The sequence below is a fragment of the Croceitalea marina genome (assembly GCF_042684265.1).
Classification (GTDB): Bacteria; Bacteroidota; Bacteroidia; order Flavobacteriales; family Flavobacteriaceae; genus Croceitalea; species Croceitalea marina.
Genome location: NZ_JBHULB010000007.1, coordinates 488,992 through 510,832 on the forward strand (window position 1 = coordinate 488,992; position 21,841 = coordinate 510,832).

At 36.4% G+C, this 21,841-nt stretch carries 21 protein-coding genes; 7 read left to right on the forward strand and 14 right to left on the reverse strand.

Going from position 1 to position 21,841, the window contains the following annotated elements:
* Nucleotides 1-170: 170 nt before the first annotated feature.
* Entirely contained in the window at nucleotides 171-374 is a 204-nt protein-coding gene (locus ACFSQJ_RS06240; protein ID WP_377766095.1) for a hypothetical protein, read from the reverse strand.
* Between the two features lie 168 nt (nucleotides 375-542).
* On the opposite strand from ACFSQJ_RS06240, the gene ACFSQJ_RS06245 reads away from it, so the two are divergent.
* Nucleotides 543-2,987: a hybrid sensor histidine kinase/response regulator gene (locus tag ACFSQJ_RS06245; RefSeq protein WP_377766096.1), complete on the forward strand. Its 2,445-nt coding sequence runs from the start codon at nucleotides 543-545 to the stop codon at nucleotides 2,985-2,987.
* Here the strand turns inward: ACFSQJ_RS06245 and ACFSQJ_RS06250 are convergent.
* From ACFSQJ_RS06250 to ACFSQJ_RS06275, 6 genes are all read right to left on the reverse strand, one after another.
* Nucleotides 2,962-4,317, reverse strand: a complete 1,356-nt coding sequence (locus tag ACFSQJ_RS06250; RefSeq protein WP_377766097.1) for a sigma-54-dependent transcriptional regulator — start codon at nucleotides 4,315-4,317, stop codon at nucleotides 2,962-2,964. The two genes, ACFSQJ_RS06245 and ACFSQJ_RS06250, sit on opposite strands and share 26 nt — an antisense overlap.
* A 124-nt stretch (nucleotides 4,318-4,441) precedes the next feature.
* Nucleotides 4,442-4,741, reverse strand: coding sequence for a hypothetical protein (locus ACFSQJ_RS06255; protein WP_377766098.1), 300 nt, complete (start codon nucleotides 4,739-4,741; stop codon nucleotides 4,442-4,444).
* Between the two features lie 203 nt (nucleotides 4,742-4,944).
* Nucleotides 4,945-7,044, reverse strand: coding sequence for a DUF4301 family protein (locus ACFSQJ_RS06260; RefSeq protein WP_377766099.1), 2,100 nt, complete (start codon nucleotides 7,042-7,044; stop codon nucleotides 4,945-4,947).
* Entirely contained in the window at nucleotides 6,999-7,637 is a 639-nt protein-coding gene (gene pnuC, locus ACFSQJ_RS06265) for a nicotinamide riboside transporter PnuC (protein WP_377766100.1), read from the reverse strand. Before pnuC ends, ACFSQJ_RS06260 begins: the two co-directional genes overlap by 46 nt.
* Entirely contained in the window at nucleotides 7,621-7,881 is a 261-nt protein-coding gene (locus ACFSQJ_RS06270) for a thiamine-binding protein (RefSeq protein ID WP_377766101.1), read from the reverse strand. Before ACFSQJ_RS06270 ends, pnuC begins: the two co-directional genes overlap by 17 nt.
* A gap of 3 nt (nucleotides 7,882-7,884) precedes the next feature.
* Complete coding sequence (locus ACFSQJ_RS06275; protein WP_377766102.1) at nucleotides 7,885-8,517, reverse strand: 4'-phosphopantetheinyl transferase family protein; 633 nt, start codon at nucleotides 8,515-8,517, stop codon at nucleotides 7,885-7,887.
* Nucleotides 8,518-8,586: 69 nt separating this feature from the next.
* On the opposite strand from ACFSQJ_RS06275, the gene ahcY reads away from it, so the two are divergent.
* A complete protein-coding gene (gene ahcY, locus ACFSQJ_RS06280) occupies nucleotides 8,587-9,903 on the forward strand; it encodes an adenosylhomocysteinase (protein ID WP_377766103.1) in 1,317 nt (438 codons plus the stop codon).
* 80 nt (nucleotides 9,904-9,983) lie between these two features.
* The gene (locus tag ACFSQJ_RS06285; protein WP_377766104.1) at nucleotides 9,984-11,087 is read left to right on the forward strand and encodes an SDR family oxidoreductase; all 1,104 of its coding nucleotides are present in this window, start codon (nucleotides 9,984-9,986) and stop codon (nucleotides 11,085-11,087) included.
* 67 nt (nucleotides 11,088-11,154) lie between these two features.
* On the opposite strand, the gene rpmA is transcribed toward ACFSQJ_RS06285, so the two are convergent.
* From rpmA to ACFSQJ_RS06300, 3 genes are all read right to left on the reverse strand, one after another.
* A complete protein-coding gene (rpmA, locus tag ACFSQJ_RS06290; protein WP_377766105.1) occupies nucleotides 11,155-11,415 on the reverse strand; it encodes a 50S ribosomal protein L27 in 261 nt (86 codons plus the stop codon).
* 43 nt (nucleotides 11,416-11,458) lie between these two features.
* The gene (rplU, locus tag ACFSQJ_RS06295; RefSeq protein WP_377766106.1) at nucleotides 11,459-12,133 is read right to left on the reverse strand and encodes a 50S ribosomal protein L21; all 675 of its coding nucleotides are present in this window, start codon (nucleotides 12,131-12,133) and stop codon (nucleotides 11,459-11,461) included.
* Between the two features lie 104 nt (nucleotides 12,134-12,237).
* On the reverse strand, nucleotides 12,238-12,684 hold the full coding sequence (locus ACFSQJ_RS06300) for a DUF4199 domain-containing protein (RefSeq protein WP_377766107.1): 447 nt from the start codon (nucleotides 12,682-12,684) through the stop codon (nucleotides 12,238-12,240).
* A 166-nt stretch (nucleotides 12,685-12,850) separates the two neighbouring features.
* Here ACFSQJ_RS06300 and ACFSQJ_RS06305 point away from each other — a divergent pair, with 166 nt between their 5' ends.
* On the forward strand, nucleotides 12,851-14,173 hold the full coding sequence (locus tag ACFSQJ_RS06305) for a M16 family metallopeptidase (RefSeq protein ID WP_377766108.1): 1,323 nt from the start codon (nucleotides 12,851-12,853) through the stop codon (nucleotides 14,171-14,173).
* A gap of 12 nt (nucleotides 14,174-14,185) precedes the next feature.
* A complete protein-coding gene (locus ACFSQJ_RS06310; protein WP_377766109.1) occupies nucleotides 14,186-16,258 on the forward strand; it encodes a M16 family metallopeptidase in 2,073 nt (690 codons plus the stop codon).
* 25 nt (nucleotides 16,259-16,283) lie between these two features.
* Here the strand turns inward: ACFSQJ_RS06310 and ACFSQJ_RS06315 are convergent, their stop codons facing one another.
* On the reverse strand, nucleotides 16,284-17,171 hold the full coding sequence (locus tag ACFSQJ_RS06315) for a DMT family transporter (RefSeq protein ID WP_377766110.1): 888 nt from the start codon (nucleotides 17,169-17,171) through the stop codon (nucleotides 16,284-16,286).
* Between the two features lie 95 nt (nucleotides 17,172-17,266).
* Between ACFSQJ_RS06315 and ACFSQJ_RS06320 the strand changes: the two genes are divergently transcribed.
* Nucleotides 17,267-17,686 (forward strand): hypothetical protein, encoded by a 420-nt coding sequence (locus ACFSQJ_RS06320; RefSeq protein WP_377766111.1) that lies wholly within the window; start codon nucleotides 17,267-17,269, stop codon nucleotides 17,684-17,686.
* 1 nt (nucleotide 17,687) lies between these two features.
* Here ACFSQJ_RS06320 and gldD read toward each other — a convergent pair whose 3' ends face one another.
* Genes gldD through ACFSQJ_RS06335 form a run of 3 tightly spaced genes read right to left on the reverse strand, consistent with a single transcriptional unit; the run spans nucleotide 17,688 to nucleotide 20,047 of the window.
* Nucleotides 17,688-18,245 carry a gliding motility lipoprotein GldD gene (gene gldD, locus ACFSQJ_RS06325; RefSeq protein ID WP_377766112.1) on the reverse strand — a complete coding sequence of 186 codons (558 nt, stop codon included), beginning with the start codon at nucleotides 18,243-18,245 and terminating at the stop codon, nucleotides 17,688-17,690.
* A complete protein-coding gene (locus ACFSQJ_RS06330; RefSeq protein ID WP_377766113.1) occupies nucleotides 18,235-19,563 on the reverse strand; it encodes a gliding motility-associated protein GldE in 1,329 nt (442 codons plus the stop codon). Before ACFSQJ_RS06330 ends, gldD begins: the two co-directional genes overlap by 11 nt.
* A gap of 19 nt (nucleotides 19,564-19,582) precedes the next feature.
* Complete coding sequence (locus ACFSQJ_RS06335) at nucleotides 19,583-20,047, reverse strand: single-stranded DNA-binding protein (protein ID WP_377766114.1); 465 nt, start codon at nucleotides 20,045-20,047, stop codon at nucleotides 19,583-19,585.
* Nucleotides 20,048-20,272: 225 nt separating this feature from the next.
* Between ACFSQJ_RS06335 and ACFSQJ_RS06340 the strand changes: the two genes are divergently transcribed.
* Complete coding sequence (locus tag ACFSQJ_RS06340) at nucleotides 20,273-21,838, forward strand: hypothetical protein (RefSeq protein ID WP_377766115.1); 1,566 nt, start codon at nucleotides 20,273-20,275, stop codon at nucleotides 21,836-21,838.
* Nucleotides 21,839-21,841: the final 3 nt, after the last annotated feature.

Sequence of the window (21,841 nt, forward strand, 5' to 3'; positions counted from 1 at the left end):
CCGAAGCAGCCTTTAACAACCTATCAAATAATTGATGGTCTAGGAATACGCATGGTTAGTGTAACATAGCTAGCATCCTTTCTAAAATTTCTTTTTTGTTAAAAAAAGGGCCGCATAATCAGTGCGGCCCTACAACCAATCAACCAACCAAAATCCGCGAGCCAGAACGGCTACAGCGGAATGTGAAAATCTTTTTTGTTTTTTATCTTAGCTTCTTCAGTAACTGTTTCTTCTACCGCCATCGTTACTTCTTCTGTTTTACTTTCTGTGTAATCGTTATTTGAGTTTTCAGATTCGCTCGAATTGGCCGAAGCAAGTGCCAATGCTCCTATTAATGCTAGTCCTAACAACCCTGATTTAAAAATATCTTCCATTCTTCTGTTTGTTCATTATATAAGACACAAGTGTTTTTAAAAAGTCACATTTTCTAAAAAATCGAAGAAACAAACCCTAAAAATGGTGTCGACAGTATTAACATACCATTGGTATCTAACAGCAGCTTTAAAACGTAGGTATTATATCAAAAAGAGAACTTAGGGCTTATGAAAGATAGATCCCGCAGAAGTTTTACGGCAAAAATAATTGTTAGCTATGCATTGCTGGTGCTTTTGGGGCTTATTGCAAGTATATTTATTTACTCAGAAATTAAAACATATACTTCTTCTGATCTTTTAGAAAGAAATGATGAAAAACTATTGAAAACCAGTTCACTACTAACAGGAATATATATCTCAGAGAACCTTTCTACCCTAGCGCAACAAAGAAATACCAATATAAGCCTTAAGAAATATAAGCAAAAGGTAGACTCGCTTTTTTCAGAAATAGATACCTTAAAAGTAAATTCAAAAAGCGACACGCAAAAGCAGTTGCTGGATAGTATTCAACTTTTATTGCAACAAAAAGTCTTTAATGTAAGTGAACTAAGAAAGTTGCGCAGAAAAAACAACACGAGCAATTCAATAGACTCCCTTTTAAAAGAATTTGGTAAGATTGAAGTTTCAATTGGTCATATTACTCCTGAATCTTTTGTTTCCAACTTTAATGAGTTGCCCGATAAAAGCCGGGAGGTTATAAAAAATTATGTTTCTTTTCTAAACAAGAATATCCCAGATGACGAAAAATCTAAAAAATTAGATTCCGTTTTGGCTGCTTCAAAGCTTATATTATCCGAAGCCAAACTTCAAAGTGAGAAAACAAACTATGAGCTGAGTAAAAAAGAAAGAGAGCTTTCAAATGCAAACCTTACCCTATCACTTAAACTGCAGCGTATAATTTCAGTAATTAGTGAAGAGATTACATCAAATACCATTAAGAACGAAAAAATAAAGAACAATGCCTTGGCAAAAAGTATTCGCCTTGCTGGATTAGCTGCAATAATAGGACTTTTAGTGGTTACCCTGTTCACATTTTTAATCAATAAAGATTTTTGGAGAATTCAGACATATCGACGCAAACTTGAATCTGAAAAAGCTTTTTCTGAATCGGTTTTAAAGAGTAGAGAACAATTAATCGCCACTGTTGGCCATGATCTTAAAACCCCTTTAAATACTATACTGGGTTATTCAGATTTACTGCACATGACTCCTTTAAATGATACTCAGCTATATTATGTAGAAAGCGTAGTATCAGCGTCTAAGTATGTTGATGGTTTGGTAAACGACCTCTTGGATTTTTCGAAAATTGAGGCGGGAAAAATAAAGTTAGAACATATTCCTTTTCGAATTGATCAATTAATAACTCAACTCACCGAAGACCTAAAGGAATTTCATGATAAAAAAAGGGTAGTATTAATCTTAGATATTTCTCACAAACTTAAAAATGAAATTATTGGTGATGCCCTTCGCGTAAAGCAGATTTTGGCCAATCTAATAGGAAATGCAATAAAGTTTACCCACAAAGGTTCAGTTACCATTAAAGCAAATATTGAAAAAGAAAATACGCTTCGTATAGACGTAGCGGATACCGGAATCGGTATTAAAAAGGAACTACAGAAAGCCATTTTTCAAGAATTTTCACAGGGAGAAGATACTATTGGAAAAAAGTATGGGGGTTACGGACTAGGGCTGACCATTTCAAAAAAACTCATTGAGCTACTTGGCGGTACCATACAATTGAAAAGTAAAGAAGGTAAAGGCAGTACCTTCACTTTCACCATTCCCTTTGTTTTTGCTAAAAAAAGCCCTACCAAAATTGAACGTGCTAAATTGAATAGCATCACCTTACTTATTATTGATAACGATTTGGCCCTGTTAGATTTGCTAAAAGAAATGTGCAACACCGTAGGAATTGGCGCCCATACCTTTTCGAATTTCAATAGTGTTCAAAAAAATGATGCTATCCATTACGATGCAGTGCTTACCGATATTCAAATGCCCGTCGTAGATGGTTTTAAAGTGGCTAAAAAATTACGGTCAGGCGATTATCAGCACTACAGACAACAACCCATTTTGGCCATGACAGGGCAAACACATATTGATGAACAATTCTATATTTCTAAGGGATTCACTAAAGTTGTACAAAAGCCATTTACAAAAGAGGTTTTTCTAGAGAAACTAGTTGAGAGCTTACCAAAAGTAAAAAACAACTACACGTGTGATAAAAAAACAGCGAAAACTACTTTAAATAAAGAGGCCGGTTTATACGACCTAACCGATATTAAAGCTTTTTTAGGGGATGACACCCTTATTGTAAAAGATGTGCTAACGACCTTCTTACAAACAAGCCAGGAAAACATTAGAAGACTTAAGGAATTTATTACACTTAGAAAGGTTAAAAAGGTAAATGAACTAGCCCATCAAATGTTACCGATGTTTCGGCAGCTCAAAGCATATAAAATCGTTCCCTACTTAGAACAACTTGAAGTAATGGCACAACAAAGCGATTCAGAAAAAATGACAGCTATATTTAATCTTTTAAATAAACATGTAAATAACCTCGTGGGAACAATACAAAATGATTTCATTATACGTCAAGATTGTAATGACTGATTTTATTGTAAAGTGTTTTTCTTGTAATTTGAAGTAGTTCCGCAGCTTTTGATTTGTTAAAATTAGTTTTTTTTAAGGCCCTAACTATTTGCTCTTTTTCATAATTTGATTTAGAAAAGGAAGCTGCAGACCCATCATTGAAATCACCGACATTTATTACCTCTTTTGGTAAAGCATCAATATCAATGTATGTCTCTGTGGATAGTAGAACAGCCCTTTTAATTACGTTTTTAAGTTCTCTTAAATTTCCGGGCCAACTGTATTTTTGAAAAAACGCAATCGCTTCTTTAGAAAAACCTTTAATGTCCTTATTCAATTCATCGTTGGCCTTCTTTAAAAAATGTTCGGCAAATACTAACAAATCTTCAAGGCGTTCCCTTAAAGCCGGAACCTCAACGGAAAATTCATTCAACCGATGGTATAAATCTTCTCTAAACGCATTCTCTTTAACGGCATTTTGCAGGTTCTCATTAGTAGCACTTATAATTCTGACATCTATTAAAATCTCATCAGTGCTGCCTACTCGCTTAATTTTTCGTTCTTGAATTGCCCTGAGTAACTGAACTTGATTTTCATAGCTCAGATTACCAATTTCATCTAAAAACAAGGTGCCCCCATTGGCTGCTTCAAAATGACCTATTTTATCATTTACTGCTCCCGTAAAACTCCCTTTTAAATGACCAAAAAATTCACTTGTTGCCAATTCTTTGGGTATAGCCCCACAATCGACAGCTATAAAATTATTATGTTTTCGGTTGCTATTTTCATGTATGGCCTTGGCAGCTACTTCTTTTCCCGTGCCGCTTTCACCAGTAATGAGTACGGACATATCGGTTGGAGCGACCAATTGAATGTGTTCTTGGAGTTTTTTAGATTTTTCATCAACCCCCTCCAGAATATTCTCTTGAGTTTCACTTTTCACTTTAGAAACTAAACTATCAGCTGATTTCTGAATCGTTGTAGCTCTTGATAATTGCATGGCATGATTGATAACCATCAAAATCTCATCAGGTGTAAATGGTTTGGATATATAATCATCTGCGCCTTTTTTCATAGCGGCAACCGCGGTACCTACCTCGGCATAACCCGTCATCAAAACAACCGGTGTATTAGGATGTATCTCTTTAATTTCGCACAACAAATCAATACCATTACTGTCCGGAAGTCTAAGGTCAGAAAGAATAATATCATAAGTACTAGAGTCAATGTTTGCTCGAGCATCTTTTGCCGTTGAACAAACCTCGCTTTGCCAGGCATTCTTTAAAAAGAAATTCTTCAACATTTGGCCAAACGCAATGTCGTCTTCAATAATCAAGATTTTTTGGGGCATGGGGCATTCTTATTATTGTAAAGATACAATGCCCTATGTATGTGTTTATTGTAAAATTATCATAAAAAAAGGGGTGCAAATGCACCCCTTAAATCTAGTTACGAAAAACTCAAACCAAAATCGACTACATTTCTAACCAATTACCTTCTGCATCTGCATACAAAGTTCCATCAGTTCCGTCTTGAGCGGTCACCTCTAGCTTGTACTGATTTTCTTCGTTTACATATGCCTTATTGATAGTTGCACCAGCAAAATCAGTTTCTAAAGCTTTAACAACAGCAGCAGGCAAGTCAGAAGCTGAAATCTCTTTAAACTCACTAACTTTTACCTCGATACCCTTATCATCTTCGATAACTGTTGTTGAAGCGCTGATTGCCGTTAAACTTCCTAAAACTAATGCCGTAGCAAAAAATAACTTTTTCATTCTCTTTATATTTAGATTAAACTTTAATTGCTTAGTCTAAAGGAAAAACAATGCCATCTAAGTTATTTTGCAAATAATTTTTTAAGTTATTGATTTTTAGTGTATTGCAATTTATTTGAGAAAGTAGAAACTGTGTAAACATGTATACTAGTTTAAAAAAACGTATACTTTTTACACACTATTACCAAGCGCAAAATCAAAAATTATACCTGATGTGTCGGTTTCAATAAATCGTTTACCGTTTTTACGGGATTAAACGTCACCAAAGGTACCTCAACAAAAATAGTATTCCAGTAGGCCATTGCGCCGTTCCATAGCCCTGGAAGCTCTAAAGCCTTTAATTCTTTTCCTTCTTTGGTTTTTCCGGTAATAAAACCTTGTTTAGTATCTATAAAATCCAATAAATTATATTTCTCTCCCTTATAATTGCGAATACCGCATACCAAGTCTACGGGATTAAAATGGGTAGCATTTTTCAAAATAGAAACTTGGGTCGTATCGTTCATATCAATTTGAGCAGATTCAATAATTTGAAGAGAAATCGTACCATCTGCGCCTTTCACCCAAAAAGGACCACCACCCGGTTCACCCTCATTTTTGACCATTCCACAGATTCGTATTGGCCTGTCTATCTTATCCTTTAATATTTTGATTATTTCTGCATTGCTCTTGCCATTAATGTCTTCTGCAATCTTTACGTTCAACTCTCTCTCTAAAAAACTGGAAATCTTGGCAACTTGTCCTAAAGTAATCTTTTCTGTATCTAAAAGTCTGGCATACTCGAAAGCCTTTGCTTGTTGTTTGATTAATAACCCAGCCAAAACCTTCTTGCTATCGGACACGGCGCTTAAATTTTCTTCAATAACAACATTGTCAATATTTTTGATAAAGATAATGTCGGCATCTTGGTCATTAAGATTTTCAATCAATGCCCCATGGCCTCCTGGTCTGAACAAAATAGACCCATCAGAATTCCGAAAAGGTTCGTTGTTCATGGTCACCGCCAAGGTATCGGTCGATGGTTTTTGATTAGAGTAGGTAATATCAAAAGTAGTATTGCTATTTTTTGAAACCTTTGGGCCACTATTTTTCTCTTCAGCTTTGAACATGGTTTCGTGCTGCTCAGAAATGGTAAAGTGCAAATTGGCCTTACCTTCCGTTTTCGCATATAAAGCTGCTTCCTTTAAATGCTCCTCAAAAGGAGTAGCCGAACCTGAATCGTACTTATGAAAAGGAAGCAAGCCCTTTGGATAAAAGCCATAGTTAAGACCATCTTCTTCTAACATTTCCTTTACGAAGTGGTACGCTATTTCGCCCTCTGAATCGGCCTTTTCTACAATTTTATCAAATATTAAGTCGTAAAAGGGCAGATTTTTCATACCATCTGTGGACTGTTTTACATCTTTATCACCAGTTCGCTCAAGGTATGCACCCAGACTTTCTTTTGAAGGATTATAAGAGTCTATAAAATTGAACATTGCTTTGAACATTCTTGAGGCTGCACCTGAAGCAGGAACAAATTTTAAAAGCGACAATCTTTTTCTTGAGTCTTCGAAATTGGCAATCAGGTCCTTTTGCTCGCTTTCAGAAAATTTAGAAATACCGTCATCAACGATTGCGGCTTTCTCGAGATTCACAAAAGGTATCCCTTCCTTAAAAGTCTCTATTTGAGCTAATACTTTTTCTTTTGAAATGCCTTTATCCTTCAACTGTTCAATATCCTTTTTACTAAACTCAATCATTGACTTTATTAATTTATCTATATTTTCGATTGCTATTTTTAAACGCTCTTCCTTCCCTCCGCTTAAAATAATAAAATTTCGATGGTAATTCTTTAAGGTGTCATGAAAATATCGAAACATTTGCTCGCGCTCATCCGGCTTGTCTCTTAGGTCATCTGCTTCCCAAGGTATATCAATATTGGTCAGTAGATATAAATTATAAGAATTTTTAAGAGCATATTTTTCCAAAAGCGGGTTACACTCCCCAATATAATAAGCTTCAGAATATACTTTGGTTTCCAATAAATCTGTATCACAAAAAAGGACCGTATCGACCTCTTTGGTCAACTGATTCTCTAATTCAATCTGGCCTATTGCTATGGGCAACAAATCTTTTGGTTCACAAGTTTTTTGCTCTTTGTTCCATTTATCTTGCAGATATTCCCTGGCATATTCTGGCACCCAAGCGGTTTTGTAATGAGCGGCCAATTGTTTTGCCAATGTAGTCTTTCCCGTAGATTCCGGACCAAAAAGAACTACTTTAATAATATCTGAGGGCTCTTGTTTAAGTTTTTCTTCCATGCTTTATAGCCATAAATGGCAATAACCGTTAAAACTGCAAAAAGGATTGAACTAAAAATAAGACCCTTATACCAATATAAGGGCACTGTTATAATATCACCAATAATCCAATACAACCAATTTTCTATTTTCTTTTTTGCCATTAGCCACATACCCACAAAGAAAATTGCTGTGGTAAAAGTATCTACATAAGCCGTCCACGTGTTATATCTATCGGTGAGGTAGTAAATCAGAAAGACAAAGAGCAATGCTCCTAGAAATAGAAGAACCGACCATTTCTTTTCTTTAACCGTAGTTTTTGTTATTGGTATAAAGTGTGTATCGTCAACCTTTCGCGTCCAAAAATACCACCCTAGAATACTCATGGTAAAATAGTAAGCATTAATAAGCATATCCCCCAGCAGGCCATAGTAAATAAGTATATAAACGTACAACCCTGTAGCCATTAAGCCTGTGGGATATACCAATATGTTTTCTCGTTTGGAATAGTATACACTTAGAATTGTAAAGACAACCCCTATCATTTCCAAGACAATTAAATGTGTAGGCGTGCTTTGGTATTGCGCAAATAACCAATCAAAAATGTGGCTCATATCCGCTACGATCAGATTTGACGATTTTCATGTACAAGAGCCCTTTATCCATTAATTCAAAGGCCTTCTCTATTTCTTTATTGAGCACTTTCATGACCTGCGAAAACTCACCAAATACCTGAGTGCTTAAAGGGTTCTCAAGAATGGTAAGCCCAGAAGCTCTAAGACTTTTGATAAAATCAATGATATGGCTTTCAAAATCATCCTGTAACGGTGAAAATGTTAATTCGACTGATATATTCATGTTTTATTTTTTTAAAGCGTAAACACAAGTAAAACTTTCCAATTCAAAAAAGAACACCTCAAAATCCGATTTTTTACCATCGTATAAAATTTCTGCTGTAGTTCTTTCATCATCAAGTGAAAAATCTTTTACATCAATGTGATTTAAAAAACTAAGCCCAGGTTGGGCGTAAATCTTGTATAGTGATTCTTTGGCTCCCCAAACAGTAGTAAGTTTTCTAACAATTGCTTCCGAATTGGCCAGTGTACTATATTCTTGAATAGGGGTGAATTTGTGGGCTATCCGAAGTATTTTATCCCGTTGTTTTTCAATATCGATACCTACCTCTTTATCTGAACTAACTATTATTGCGGTAAAATTATGTGAATGCGTAATAGAAATATGCTTTCCATCAACTAGATGAGGCTTTCCAAACTCATTGTAAAATAAGTCTTTATCCTCATAATTTGCCAGTTTGAGCAAGTGCCTAATACTTAAGAATGCCCTTCGGTGCATTTTAGATTTCATGCCCAGCATTCTTTCTTGACAGTGCTTCGTAAGCACTACGTCTTTAAAAAGTTCGGCCTCCGATTCAATGACCTTCCAAATATAAACTTGAGTAGCTTGTGAAACTGTTATGGTTTTGTAAATGGGCACAACTAAAGTTAAGTGATTTCGTATCTTTGCACACTAAATATAAGCTACGAAAGTAAATAGAAAATAATTATGAGCACAAAAACAATTCCGTTTGTACCATTCAAAGTAAAGGATGTTTCTCTTGCCGACTGGGGAAGAAAAGAAATTGAACTTGCCGAAGCAGAAATGCCAGGCTTAATGGCCTTACGTGAAGAATATAAAAATGAGCAACCCCTAAAAGGTGCCAGAATTGCCGGATGTTTACATATGACCATACAGACCGCAGTACTTATAGAGACCTTGGTTGCTTTAGGAGCGGATGTAACTTGGAGTTCTTGTAATATATTCTCTACCCAAGATCAAGCTGCCGCAGCGATAGCTGCTGCTGGCATACCCGTGTATGCTTGGAAAGGTATGAATGAAGAAGAGTTTGATTGGTGTATTGAACAAACCCTGTTTTTTGGGGAAGACAGACAGCCATTGAACATGATTTTAGATGATGGTGGCGATTTGACCAATATGGTTCTAGACAAGTATCCTGAGCTTGCGGCAGGAATCAAAGGCCTTTCTGAAGAGACCACAACTGGTGTTCATAGGCTTTATGAAAGAGTGAAAAAAGGGACATTGCCTATGCCAGCGATTAACGTAAACGACTCAGTTACCAAATCAAAATTTGACAATAAATATGGTTGTAAAGAAAGTGCGGTGGATGCTATACGTCGTGCGACCGATACCATGCTTGCTGGCAAAAAAGTTGTCGTAGCCGGTTATGGCGATGTTGGTAAAGGAACCGCTGCTTCTTTCAAAGGAGCTGGGGCAATAGTTACCGTAACAGAAATTGACCCAATTTGTGCTTTACAAGCGTGTATGGACGGTTTTGAGGTTAAGAAGTTGGAGACCGTTATCAGCAAAGCTGATATCGTAATTACGACCACCGGCAATAAAGACATCATACGTGAGGAACATTTTAGAGCTCTTAAAGACAAAGCCATTGTTTGTAATATCGGTCATTTTGATAACGAAATCGATATGGCTTGGCTTAACGGGGCATATGGAAATACAAAGGATGAAATTAAGCCTCAAGTAGACAAATACACCATTGATGGTAAAGATCTTATTGTTTTAGCAGAAGGGCGTTTGGTAAACTTAGGTTGCGCTACGGGGCACCCAAGTTTTGTAATGAGCAATTCTTTTACGAACCAAACTCTGGCACAAATAGAACTTTGGAAAAACAGTGCAAATTACGAGAACGATGTTTATATGCTACCTAAGCATTTAGATGAAAAAGTTGCAAAATTACACTTGGCTCGTTTAGGAGCAGAATTGACCGAATTAAAACAAGAACAGGCCGAATATATTGGGGTAACCGTCGAGGGGCCTTACAAACCAGAATATTACAGATACTAAATCAGCATAAATTTTAAGATAAGCCCTTACTTAGTGTAAGGGTTTATTTTTTGAAAACACTTTACAAACCAATCATAAGAATGCACATTATTTTAACCGGAGCTACAGGAACCTTAGGGTCGCAGATATTCTTTTCAATACTTGAAAGTAGATTTGATACTCTGGAAAAAATTTACCTGATTGTCCGAAAGAAAAATTCAAGCTCCCCTCAAACTCGTATTAATAATATATTGGAGAGTCCTGTTGTTTCAGATTTTATCCGAGAACATAGAATAGCAATATCTAAAAAGGTTGAAGTTGTTGATGCGGAGAAGTTTTTAGAACCGCAGACTTTTATTGATGAAACTAAGAAGTATCATTTTATTCATTCTGCAGGTTTCGTAAACCTTTCTGTGGACCCAAATAGCAAAGAAGAAATTTTTAAGGAAAATCTTACGCTCACCAAACACATTTTCTTGGCCTACAAGAGCTACCTTTCTAAATTTATTTACATAAGTACCGCGTTTTCTATAGGTAAATTAGAAGGCTTTTTAAGCAACAATTACGTTGATACCGAACAAAACGAGTATCGCAATTTTTACGAAGCTTCAAAACACGCAGCAGAAAAGTATTTGGTAAAAGCTGGTGAAGAAGCAGAAATACCTATTCAAATATTAAGACCAAGTGTTCTTGGTGGCAATATTATGGGCAATCCGAATTTCTTTATCTCGAAGTATATGGTTTTCTATCTGTTCGCAAAGTTTTTTCATAGAAATACCTCATCGGATTTTATTCGGATTCAAGCCAATAAGGATAGTCTGTTGAACATTATTCCAACTGATTACGCCGCCAAAGTAATTGCCAAGGTTTTTGATACTACAGTACAACAATTAAATATTGTAAACTCAGCCGGCACAAACATTTTTAATGGTATTACCAAGATTTTAGAAACAGTTGACTTTAGAAATTTTAAGCTAACCCAAGAGCTTGTAACTACTGCTTCTGAATTTGAAAACACTTTAGAAAAGTTCTATTATAAAACCATTGGAGTGCATTTAACCCCATATTTAACTTCATTGCCTCAAGAATGGGATACCACTTTATTAGAAAGTATTTTACCTATTCCAAAATATAACTTAGAAGATTATCTGGTGTCTACTGTCGAGTTTGCAAAAACCAATGGGTTTCGTAACCAGCGGTGGTAAATAATTCTTAAAAAAATAAAACCCCCACTTAAAAGTGAGGGTTTAATAATTTTATAGAACGTAAAATCTAAGCCTCAAAAGGCTCTATGGAGACGAAAGACTTTCCGCCAGCTTTTTTCTCAAACTTTACCAAGCCATCAACTCTGGCATGTAATGTGTGGTCTTTCCCAGCGTAAACGTTCTCACCTGGGTTATGTTTTGTTCCGCGTTGTCTAACAATAATGTTACCAGCGATGGCAGCTTGACCACCAAAAATCTTAACACCTAATCGTTTCGATTCTGATTCTCTACCGTTTTTAGAACTACCTACACCTTTTTTATGTGCCATAATTATAAGGTTTTAATTTTTTATATAATTAATGGTAATGCAATTATGCCTTACCACCGTCTAATTCGTCTTGCCATTTCTTTAACTCGTCCCACTTACCATCAGCAGCTAATTTTGCTTGTGCTGGCCAAGTATCGGTTACGTGATTTCCACGAACTTCGGCGATGATTTCAGAAATTTTTGCCGGTTTAGCTTTTGCCAAGTCAGCGAAAGTGGCGATACCCGCTTCAATTAAAGTTGAAGCAATCTTCGGGCCTATACCTTCAATTTTCTTTAAATCATCAGCTTTAGCTTTTGCAGGTGCCTTTTTAGCAGGAGCTGCTTTTGGTGCTGCTTCCTTTTTAGGGGCCGCTGCTTTCTTTGGCGCCTCAGCCTTAGCTTTTGCCGGAGCTGCTTTTTTAGCTCCTTTAGCGACAATACTCTCAACAATAATTTCTGTTAAAGACTGTCTGTGACCATTCTTTACTCTGTAACCTTTACGTCTTTTCTTTTTAAAGACGATTACTTTATCACCTCTAAGGTGCTTTACGACTTTGGCTTCTACAGCCGCACCGTCTATGACTGGGGCGCCAACAGTTACGTTACCGTTATCATCTAAAAGAAGGACTTTGTCAAAAGTAACTTTCTTACCTTCTTCTGTTTGTATGCGGTGAACGTACACTTTCTGGTCTTTTGCAACCTTAAATTGCTGCCCTGCCATCTCTACAATTGCGTACATAATGCGTTGAATTAAATTATTTTAACCACTACTTTCACAAATAGCGGGTGCAAATATACTGCTAATTCATTAATCTACAAGGTTTTTTTAAGCAATTGCGGCAATTATTTTTTTAAATTATTCGATGTTTTAAAAAGTTGCATAAAAGTGAGGGTAAGCACAATAGAAGTAGCCACTCCCATTATTGCAACGGTAAAGAATACTATTCCTTTAAAATTACCATAATCCTTGTTCCAAACTTGAGATAATTCCTCTAAAAAAGAACTATTCAATTCCGTTGAATAGAATGCGAAGAAAATAGTGAAAAGAGCAGTCGCCACAGCCCCGGTAGTAACTCCGGCCTTAAAACCACTACCGTAATTAAAACCATTACCCTCTCGTAGCTTCACAATCTTAAGGGTCTCATAAATACCAAATCCAGTAATTACCCCATTAAATAGGCTAAAAAAAACGTTAGTATGCTTTCCTAATAAAGAGAGTATCAAAAAGTAAGCGATTAGAACGGCGCTGGTGACTATACCAAAACGGATGGGTAATGTTAAATTTTTCATTTCTCAAATTTTTTGGATGGAGTAATAAGTTACGGAATTATTACAAAAATTCTTGTTAAAACGATTGTCCTTTTCGATCCTAACTTTTAAAAAATTTATATTCGTGTAACACTTTTGAATATCAATAGACTAATTCACGGTAACATTAAATTCTAAACACTAGAAAATGAAGAAATTATCCTTTTTATCCTTTTTTATGCTTGCTTCGATAGGGCTACTTTCTGCTCAGGAAGTTGCCTATGAAGAGTATGATCTAGACAATGGTTTGCATGTAATATTGCATCAAGACAACGGAGCCCCGGTTGTAACTACCTCGGTAATGTACCACGTTGGTGGTAAAGACAGAACCGAAGGTAGAACGGGTTTTGCCCACTTCTTTGAACACTTACTTTTTGAGGGTACTAAAAATATTGAACGAGGCAAGTGGTTTGAAATAGTTTCTTCGAATGGAGGAACAAATAATGCGAACACTTCGCAAGACAGAACCTATTATTATGAAGTTTTTCCTTCTAACAACTTAAAGTTAGGTTTATGGCTAGAGTCTGAACGTATGCTTCACCCAGTAATAGACCAAAAAGGTGTAGATACACAGCAGGAAGTTGTGAAAGAAGAAAAAAGACTGCGATATGATAATTCACCTTATGGCCAATTATTACCTGTTTTGGGTAAAAATTTGTTCGAAGTACATCCATACAAAGACCCTAACATTGGGTACATGAAGGACTTAGATGCTGCTACTCTTGAAGATGTAAAAGCGTACAATAAGAAGTATTATGTACCAAACAACGCAGTTTTAGTAGTTGCGGGTGATATTGATATTGCTGAAACAAAAAAATTGGTTTCAGATTATTTCGGAGATATCCCAAGAGGCGAAGATGTTGTTCGTAATTATCCTAAAGAACAACCGATTACAGAACAAAAGATAACTACTGCCTATGATGCCAACATTCAAATACCGGCAATTGGCATGGCTTACAGAACACCCGGTTTCGCTGAGCGTGATGCTTATGTATTAGAGATGATATCGACCTATCTCAGTGATGGTAAGAGTTCTAAATTATACAAAAAGATTGTAGACGATCAAAAACAAGCCTTGCAGGTAGGGGCATTTAATATAGCCCAACAAGATTATGGCATGTACCTTGTTTTTGCCTTACCTGTTGGTGAAACAAGCTTAGAAGTTCTTCAAGAAGAAATGGAAGAAGAGGTCGCACTGGTTAGAGATAATCTAATTTCTGAAAAAGACTACCAAAAACTGCAAAACAAGTTTGAAAATAACTTTGTAAACTCAAACTCAAGCGTAGAAGGTATTGCTGGTTCTTTGGCAACCTATCATATGCTTTATGGCGACACAAGTCTTATCAATAAAGAGATAGAAATTTATCGTTCGATTACACGAGAAGAGATAAAAGAGGTAGCAACTAAGTATTTGAAACCAAATCAGAGTGTTATTATTAACTATCTGCCAGGAGAAAAAACAGAATTTTAAGAAAAAATCGCAATGAAAAAACTATTCATAACATTGGTAATGGCAGTTATTGCCTTTAACGTTACCGCACAAATAGACAGAACTAAGCAGCCAGAACCTGGTCCTGCCCCAAAAATAAATTTGGATGAACCTAACTCTTTTCAGCTTAAAAATGGGCTAAAGGTAATGGTAGTCGAAAATCATAAACTACCTAGAGTCTCCATTCAATTGACCATTGACAACCCTCCAGTTTTAGAGGGTGACAAAGCGGGGGTTTCTGACCTTACCGCTAGTCTTTTGGGTAATGGTTCTACTTCAATTCCGAAAGATGAATTCAACGAAGAAGTTGATTTTTTAGGTGCTAGAATCAATTTTGGTTCGCAAAGTGCTTTTGCAAGCTCACTTTCGAAATACTTCCCAAGAATATTGGAGTTAATGGCAGATGCAGCTATTAATCCGAATTTTACCCAAGAAGAGTTTGAAAAGGAAAAAGCAAAACTTATAACGGGTATAAAATCACAAGAGAACGATGTTTCGTCAATCGCATCGCAGGTACAACGCGCATTGGCCTATGGTAAAAATCACCCATATGGTGAAATAACCTCAGAAGAAACGGTCAATAACGTTACTCTACTAGATGTCGAAGGATTTTACAGAGATTACTTTGTGCCAGAAAATGCTTATTTGGTGGTTATTGGTGATGTAGATTTTGAAAGCTCAAAAAAGTTGATTACCGAAGCTTTTACACCGTGGACAAAGGCTACTCCCCCATCATTAAGTTATACTAAGCCTAAAGATGCCCAGTATACACAAATCAACTTTGTTGATATGCCCAACGCGGTTCAATCGGAAGTTGCGGTTCAAAATATAGTTGAACTAAAAATGAAGGACGAGGATTATCTTCCAGCCCTTGTTGCCAACCAGATTTTAGGTGGTGGTGGTGAAGGCCGTTTATTTTTAAATCTTCGTGAAGATAAAGGCTATACTTATGGTTCTTATTCTTCGATTGGAAATGACAAATATCAGCCCGTTCGTTTCAACGCGTATGCACAGGTGAGAAATCAGGTGACAGATAGTTCAGTCGTACAAATTCTGAGTGAAATAGATAGAATCATCAAAGAACCCGTTAGTGCAGAAGAGCTTAAAAATACGAAAGCCAAGTATTCCGGTAGGTTTGTAAGAGCATTGGAAAGACCACAGACCATCGCAAACTATGCCCTTAATATTGAAAAAGAAGGTTTGTCAAAAGATTTTTACAAAACCTATTTAGAGCGCATAAATGCTATTACTGTTGAAGAAGTTAAGGCTGCTGCTGAAAAATATTTTTCAATTGACAATGCCCGTATCGTAGTTACCGGTAAGGGAAGTGATGTTGCTGAAAATCTTGAAAAAATCGAATTCAACGGAAAAAAAGTTCCAGTACTTTTCTACGATAAAAAAGCGGAAAAAACCGAAAAGCCTGATTACAACGCGGCAATTCCAGAGGGGGTTACTGCAGCTAGTGTACTTGAAAAGTACATTGATGCTATAGGCGGAAAAGCTAAATTAGATGGTGTTGAGTCTTATGCGATGCTCGCCGAAGCAGAAATGCAAGGCATGAAATTAGAGCTTGAAATGAAAAAGACTTCTAAAGACCAATTTTTACAAGATGTAAGAGTTATGGGCAATTCTATGCAGAAGCAAGTTATCGACGGTGACAAAGGTTATATGATGGCTCAGGGTCAACGCAAGGACTTGTCTGATGAGGAGTTGAAGAAGTTAAAAGAGGAGTCAGCTGCTTTTCCAGAATTAAACTATCTTCTTGCAGGCGGCATCACCATTGATGGTATTGAAGCAGTTGGTGATAAAAAAGCTTACAAGCTTAAAGTAACCGATGAAAAAACTGTTTTCTATGATCTTGAAACCGGATTGAAGTTACAAGAGGTAAACAATATAGAAGCTGGCGGACAACAAATGCAACAAACACTTACTTATGGAGATTACAAAGAAGTGTCAGGAATTATGTTCCCTTTCACGTTAACCCAAACGATGGGACCACAAAAATTTGATTTTATCGTAAAGGAAATCAAAGTTAACGATGGCGTAGATGCTGCCGATTTCGAGTAAGCTTTTATACCCATACTTTATAAAATTAAGACGCCTTTTTAGGCGTCTTTTTTTTGTTTACGAGGTATACCCCCAATAAAATCAAGAGTGTAGCAAAAAATTGCTTCAAACTAAAATTCTCTCCATCCAACAACCCCCAAAAAATACCTACAATAGGTATCAAATAGGTCACAGAAACCGAGAATACCGCCGAAGATAGTTGTATCAATTTATTGAACATAATCTTAGCCGCGCATGTGCCTATAGCACAAAGAACGATTACATAGCCCAAAGAACTCCAAAAGAACTTACCAGAAGTGACCTCATTACTAAAGAATCCTGACAGCGGAAGTATTACAAGTGCAGGTACAATGATCGTTGCAAAATTACCAACTGCAATGGCCATCGGGGAAACGTTCTGCAGTTTGCTTTTAATAATATTGGCGTTACCCGCATACCCTATCGCAGCTATAATCACAAAGCCTGCATACCAATAGTTTTGATTTGGATTAACGTTTTGACCGAAGAGTATTAAAAATCCTGCCCCAATAAGCCCGACCAAAACCCCTAAAAACTGATTTTTAGTAAAGGAAACACCGAAAACAAGCAATCCTAAAAACAAGGTGAACAAAGGCACTAAAGAATTTAAAACCGATGCAATACTACTATCGATTTCCGTTTCTGCAAAAGCAAATAAAAACATCGGAAAAAAGCTTCCAATAAATCCGGAAACGGCAACCCATTTCCATTCTTCTTTAGAAATAGTTTTTAAGGATTTAAAACCTATTAAAAAAAGGAACAAACCGGCAATTACAATACGTACCGCACCAAGCTGAATCGCTGTGAACCCATCTAATCCCTTCTTGATCAAAATATAGGAAGTACCCCATATCACCGATAAAACTATAAGATAGAACCATTTATTGCTCCGCACTTTTTATCCTTTTTTAAGTAAGCCACAAAAGTCCGCTTTTATTCGAGAGTGTTCGCACTATGTTCATTAATTTTGTTAGTATAAAATTATTATACATGAAAATCAAAATAGTTGTATTACTTCTCTTGTTAATAACCGCATCTTGCAAGCAAGAAAAAAAAGTAGAAAAAGAAACTACCCAGATACAAGAGGTAATGATGATTCATGACGAAGTCATGCCAAAAATGGGAACATTGGCAAAACTAGTTGCAGAGCTAAAGGCCAAAGTTGATACTACAGCCACTGGAAAACAATATGAAGTCGCCATGAAAGATCTACAGGAAGCCAACAAATCAATGATGGATTGGATGATGGGCTTTGGCAACCGTTTTGATTCTGATGAAATTTTAGAGGGCAAAGCGCTTTCACCAGAAAAACAAGAATGGCTTAATGAAGAAGAAGAGAAAGTTAAAGCCCTTAAAGAACAGATAAATTCTAGTATTGAAAGGGCAGAAGTCTTACTAAATAAAGATTGATTTAGTCTTTCCACTCCATACTTTCCATAATTCTTCGGATATCTTTTTGCAAGTAATCGGCCGCCGGATAAATAGAATCGTAATTCGGCTTGGCATAAAAATAGAGTGACCCTGTCACAAAATGATTAATACTATCGGTTACATAAAACTGTGCCTGAGAAGCAGCATTACCCGTAACTTCATAGAACATGCCGTATACCTTTTTTTCAGGGTTTACAAAAGGTTGTTCAACTATGTTGTCGGCCTTGACCGCATGCTCGTAAGATAGTTTTTGAGTGTCTCTTAGAAGGGTATTCAAATTATCGCCGACTTCTTTATAGGTAATATAAACCGAGCCTTTTATATTCGGGTAATCAATTATCATTGAACAGTCTGATTTCTGTTTTACATTGGTTATCGCATTTAGCTCTAATTTATAATTACAATCGCTGATAAAATCTATATACTCCGCCTTAGGAAAATCCAATCGGAGCATAGCCTTGGGTTTGGGTAACACCTCATCTTTACAGCTCCCAAATAAAATAACCACTATTAAAAAGGCAAATATTCTATTTTTCATGAGGTAAGGTTATTTTAATTTGCTTCAATCTTTTTTTGTCCATACTTTCTACCACGAACTGATAATTATTAAAGAGGACTTTCTCCCCTCTTTTCGGGAAACTCCCAGAAATTTCGAGTACAAAACCTGCAATAGTCTCCGATTCTCCCTTCTTGAGTTCAAATTCTTCTTCATTTTCAATCTTAACAACGCGATAAAAATCTTTCAAGGTAGTTTTTCCTTCAAAAACATAGGTATGGTCATCTAATTTTGAAAATACCAAATCTTCGTCGTCGAACTCATCACTAATATCACCAACTATTTCTTCAATAATGTCCTCTAAGGTAACAATGCCAGAGGTTCCTCCATATTCGTCTACTACAACTGCCAAATGCTTTTTCTGTTCTTGAAATTCAAGTAAAAGATCGTCCAATTTTTTATTCTCGGGCACAAAATAGGATTCTCGAATCAATGACATCCAATTAAAAGTCTTTCTATCAATATAGGGGAGTAGATCCTTCACATATAATACGCCCAGAACATTATCCATATTTTCAGAAAATACCGGTATTCTTGAATATCCATTTTTCTTTATTTCCTGTATAACCTCAGGAAATTTCATCTCTTCATTTAGGGCAAAAATATCTATGCGTGGTCGCATTACTTGTTTGGTATCTGTATTGCCAAAAGAAACAATGCCCTCCAATATTTTTTGCTCTTCTTTTGTAGTATCCCCCTCAGAAGTAAGTTCTAAAGCTTGAGAAAGATGGTCTACGCTAAGATTAGATTTTTGTTTCCCTAATTTTTCTTGAAGGAATAAAGTAGCGGAACGCATAGGCATACTCAAGGGTGTGAGTACAAAGTCAAAAACCTTAAGTGGTATGGCCATAAAACTAGAAAACTGAATTCTGTTTCTATTGGCGTAAATCTTTGGCAGAATCTCCCCGAACATTAAAATCAAAAATGTCGCTACTATTACTTCTAGAATAAAACGCACCGAAATTACATCGAACAAGGTTTGATCTATTTCTGAAAATAGCGTATTGCCAATAGAACTGAACAACAACACAATACCAATGTTAATGGCATTGTTCGCTATTAAAATGGTAGCCAATAACTTTTTAGGTCGGTCTAAGAGCTTAATAATCAATTTTCCTCTAGAAGTGCTTTCTACCTCAATCGCATTTAAATCTGTTTGCGATAGCCCGAACAAAGCAACCTCTGCCCCAGAAATTAAGGCGGAACAGATTAAAAGTAGCGCCAGTACAACTACTTTGGCTGTAAAAACTCCATTAAAAGAAAGAAATAGTACTAGTAAACAATAGGGCTCTGGGTCCAAATGGTTACAATTTAATTAACTAGAATGGCAAATCATCGTCTTCTTCAACATTCTGAACCGGCGCTGCAGGGCTTGCAGGGGTATTAGAAGTTGAAGGTTGAACATTAGCATTCGGTGATGGTTGTTGCGCGCTAGCTCCGCCTTCATTTTTCGTAGTCAAAAATGTAAAATCTTGAACATGCACTTCAGTGGTATATCGGGTATTGCCATCTTCACCTTGCCACTGCCTGTTTTTTAAACGGCCTTCTACATATACTTTATCACCTTTGCTCAAGTATTTCTCACATATTTCAGCTGCCTTATTCCGCACGACAACATTATGCCAGTCTGTATTGGTTACTTTTTCACCAGTTTGCTTATTGGTATAAGTTTCATTGGTAGCAATAGGAAAACGCCCAATACAGCCACCACCTTCAAAATAATGCATTTTTACTTCGTCACCAAGATGCCCGATCAGCATTACTTTATTTAATGTTCCGCTCATAACTTTATATTATTTCAAAAGTACTAAATTTTACACTCTACAGATTTTAAAAAACACTTTATAGATGACTAAAAATTCTTACTTTGTAAAGAATATTCTTATTTTAAAATTGTTAACTTTTGTTAAAAATTCTTAAATCTCCATAATTTCTATGGTTTTCACACAGATGCTTTGGCGTTTTTTTTTTTGAAGTTTACATCAAGAAACTTTAACCCATTCGAATATATGAACCATAAAAGAAAGTACTTATACAAAGTATTGTTCTGTTGTCTTTTAATTCTATTCCTTACCAATTGTGAAAAAGATATAAACTTTACAGAAGATGCCACTACAATCCTAAAAGAATATCCCAATGTTTCTTACTTCTCCAATATTGCAGATGTTCCTCAAGTCGCTAGTGCCCTAAATAACACACTAAATAAATATGTTAGCATAGATAGTAAAAAAGATGAAAGTACATACAGCTATGAAACTTCTTTTGGCACTATCCATAACGATAGAATTATGCAAAGCATAAGTGACGAGGGTGTTGTAAACTATACCTTTAGGGTAACAATAAAAGATGACGACCCCACCACCTTTTACAACCTTATTTTACGTAAAGAAACGGATGGTAGCTTTGCCCCGCCCTACTTAAAAAAAATTACTATGAGCCCTGGTTTTTACGAAGCGTACTCAAAGGGTACAAAAAACTTAAACGAGTTTGAAGGCAGCTATAATAATTATGAAATAAACGAAAATTTAGACATTACCGTATTACTTGGAACGGACACTACTGAAAAAGGTGGTTTAAGCGGTCCTTGCCCTGTACCTGTAGAGAGTAATGGTGATGGTAATACACCCAACCCAAATGATGGCAATAACTCAAATGGGGGAACCAGTTCTGGTGGTGGGGGTACCAGTGGCACTGGAACAGGAACTGGCAGCAATGGATCATCCAACTCTAGCCAAGGTGTTCCTGTAAGCTGTACCTCTCGCATAGTAGCGAATGAATGCAACGGCGGTGGTGGCCATCTGGGCGAAGAACCTAGTTGCACAGGCTCCTTTAAAGGCTCTTTGCAGCTTGTTACCACTTGTACCAATGGCGATGTAGATGTAGAGGAGCTCAAAAGAAACGTGACCGTTGGGGCAAAAGGTAGCGACTGCCCACAAGATAGTGGCGATGTGGGGATGTTAGATGAAAGCACGCCCCTTAAAGAGCTCAGAAAATTGTTGACCGATACAAAATTTAAGATTGCTTTAAATAATATTAAGAGTCATCTAAATAGTAATATAGAACATGGTTATGAGGTATCCAAAGCACCTGATGCCCTGCAGGTATCAACAAATTTTAAAACCGGAACAGAGAACAATGTTAAATTAGCTACGGGCGGTAACATTATAGGAGGTATCCATCATCACACCCAATCTAAAGGGCACCCTATGTTTTCAGCCCACGATATTCGCATGCTATTACTTTACTATTCTAGAAATATTAATAGAAGAAGAACTGTAGGGAAAAACCATGTTTTTACTGTTATGTTAAGCCAACACGGTATTTTTGCATTAAAGATTAACGACCTTATTGCTTTAAGTAAGCTTGTAGATGAAAAAGGATTTAATGCATTGAATAAAAGTCTTGAAGATAAATACGACAATACTACTATTCCAGAAACAAAAAGCAAATATACCGATGCCCTGTTAAATGCTTTAAAAGATGTACAAGAGGACAAAAATATTACAGTGGATGCAATACAGCTCTATGAACTCAACCAAGACGAAACGGATTGGAACCTTATAACCTTAGATTAAAAA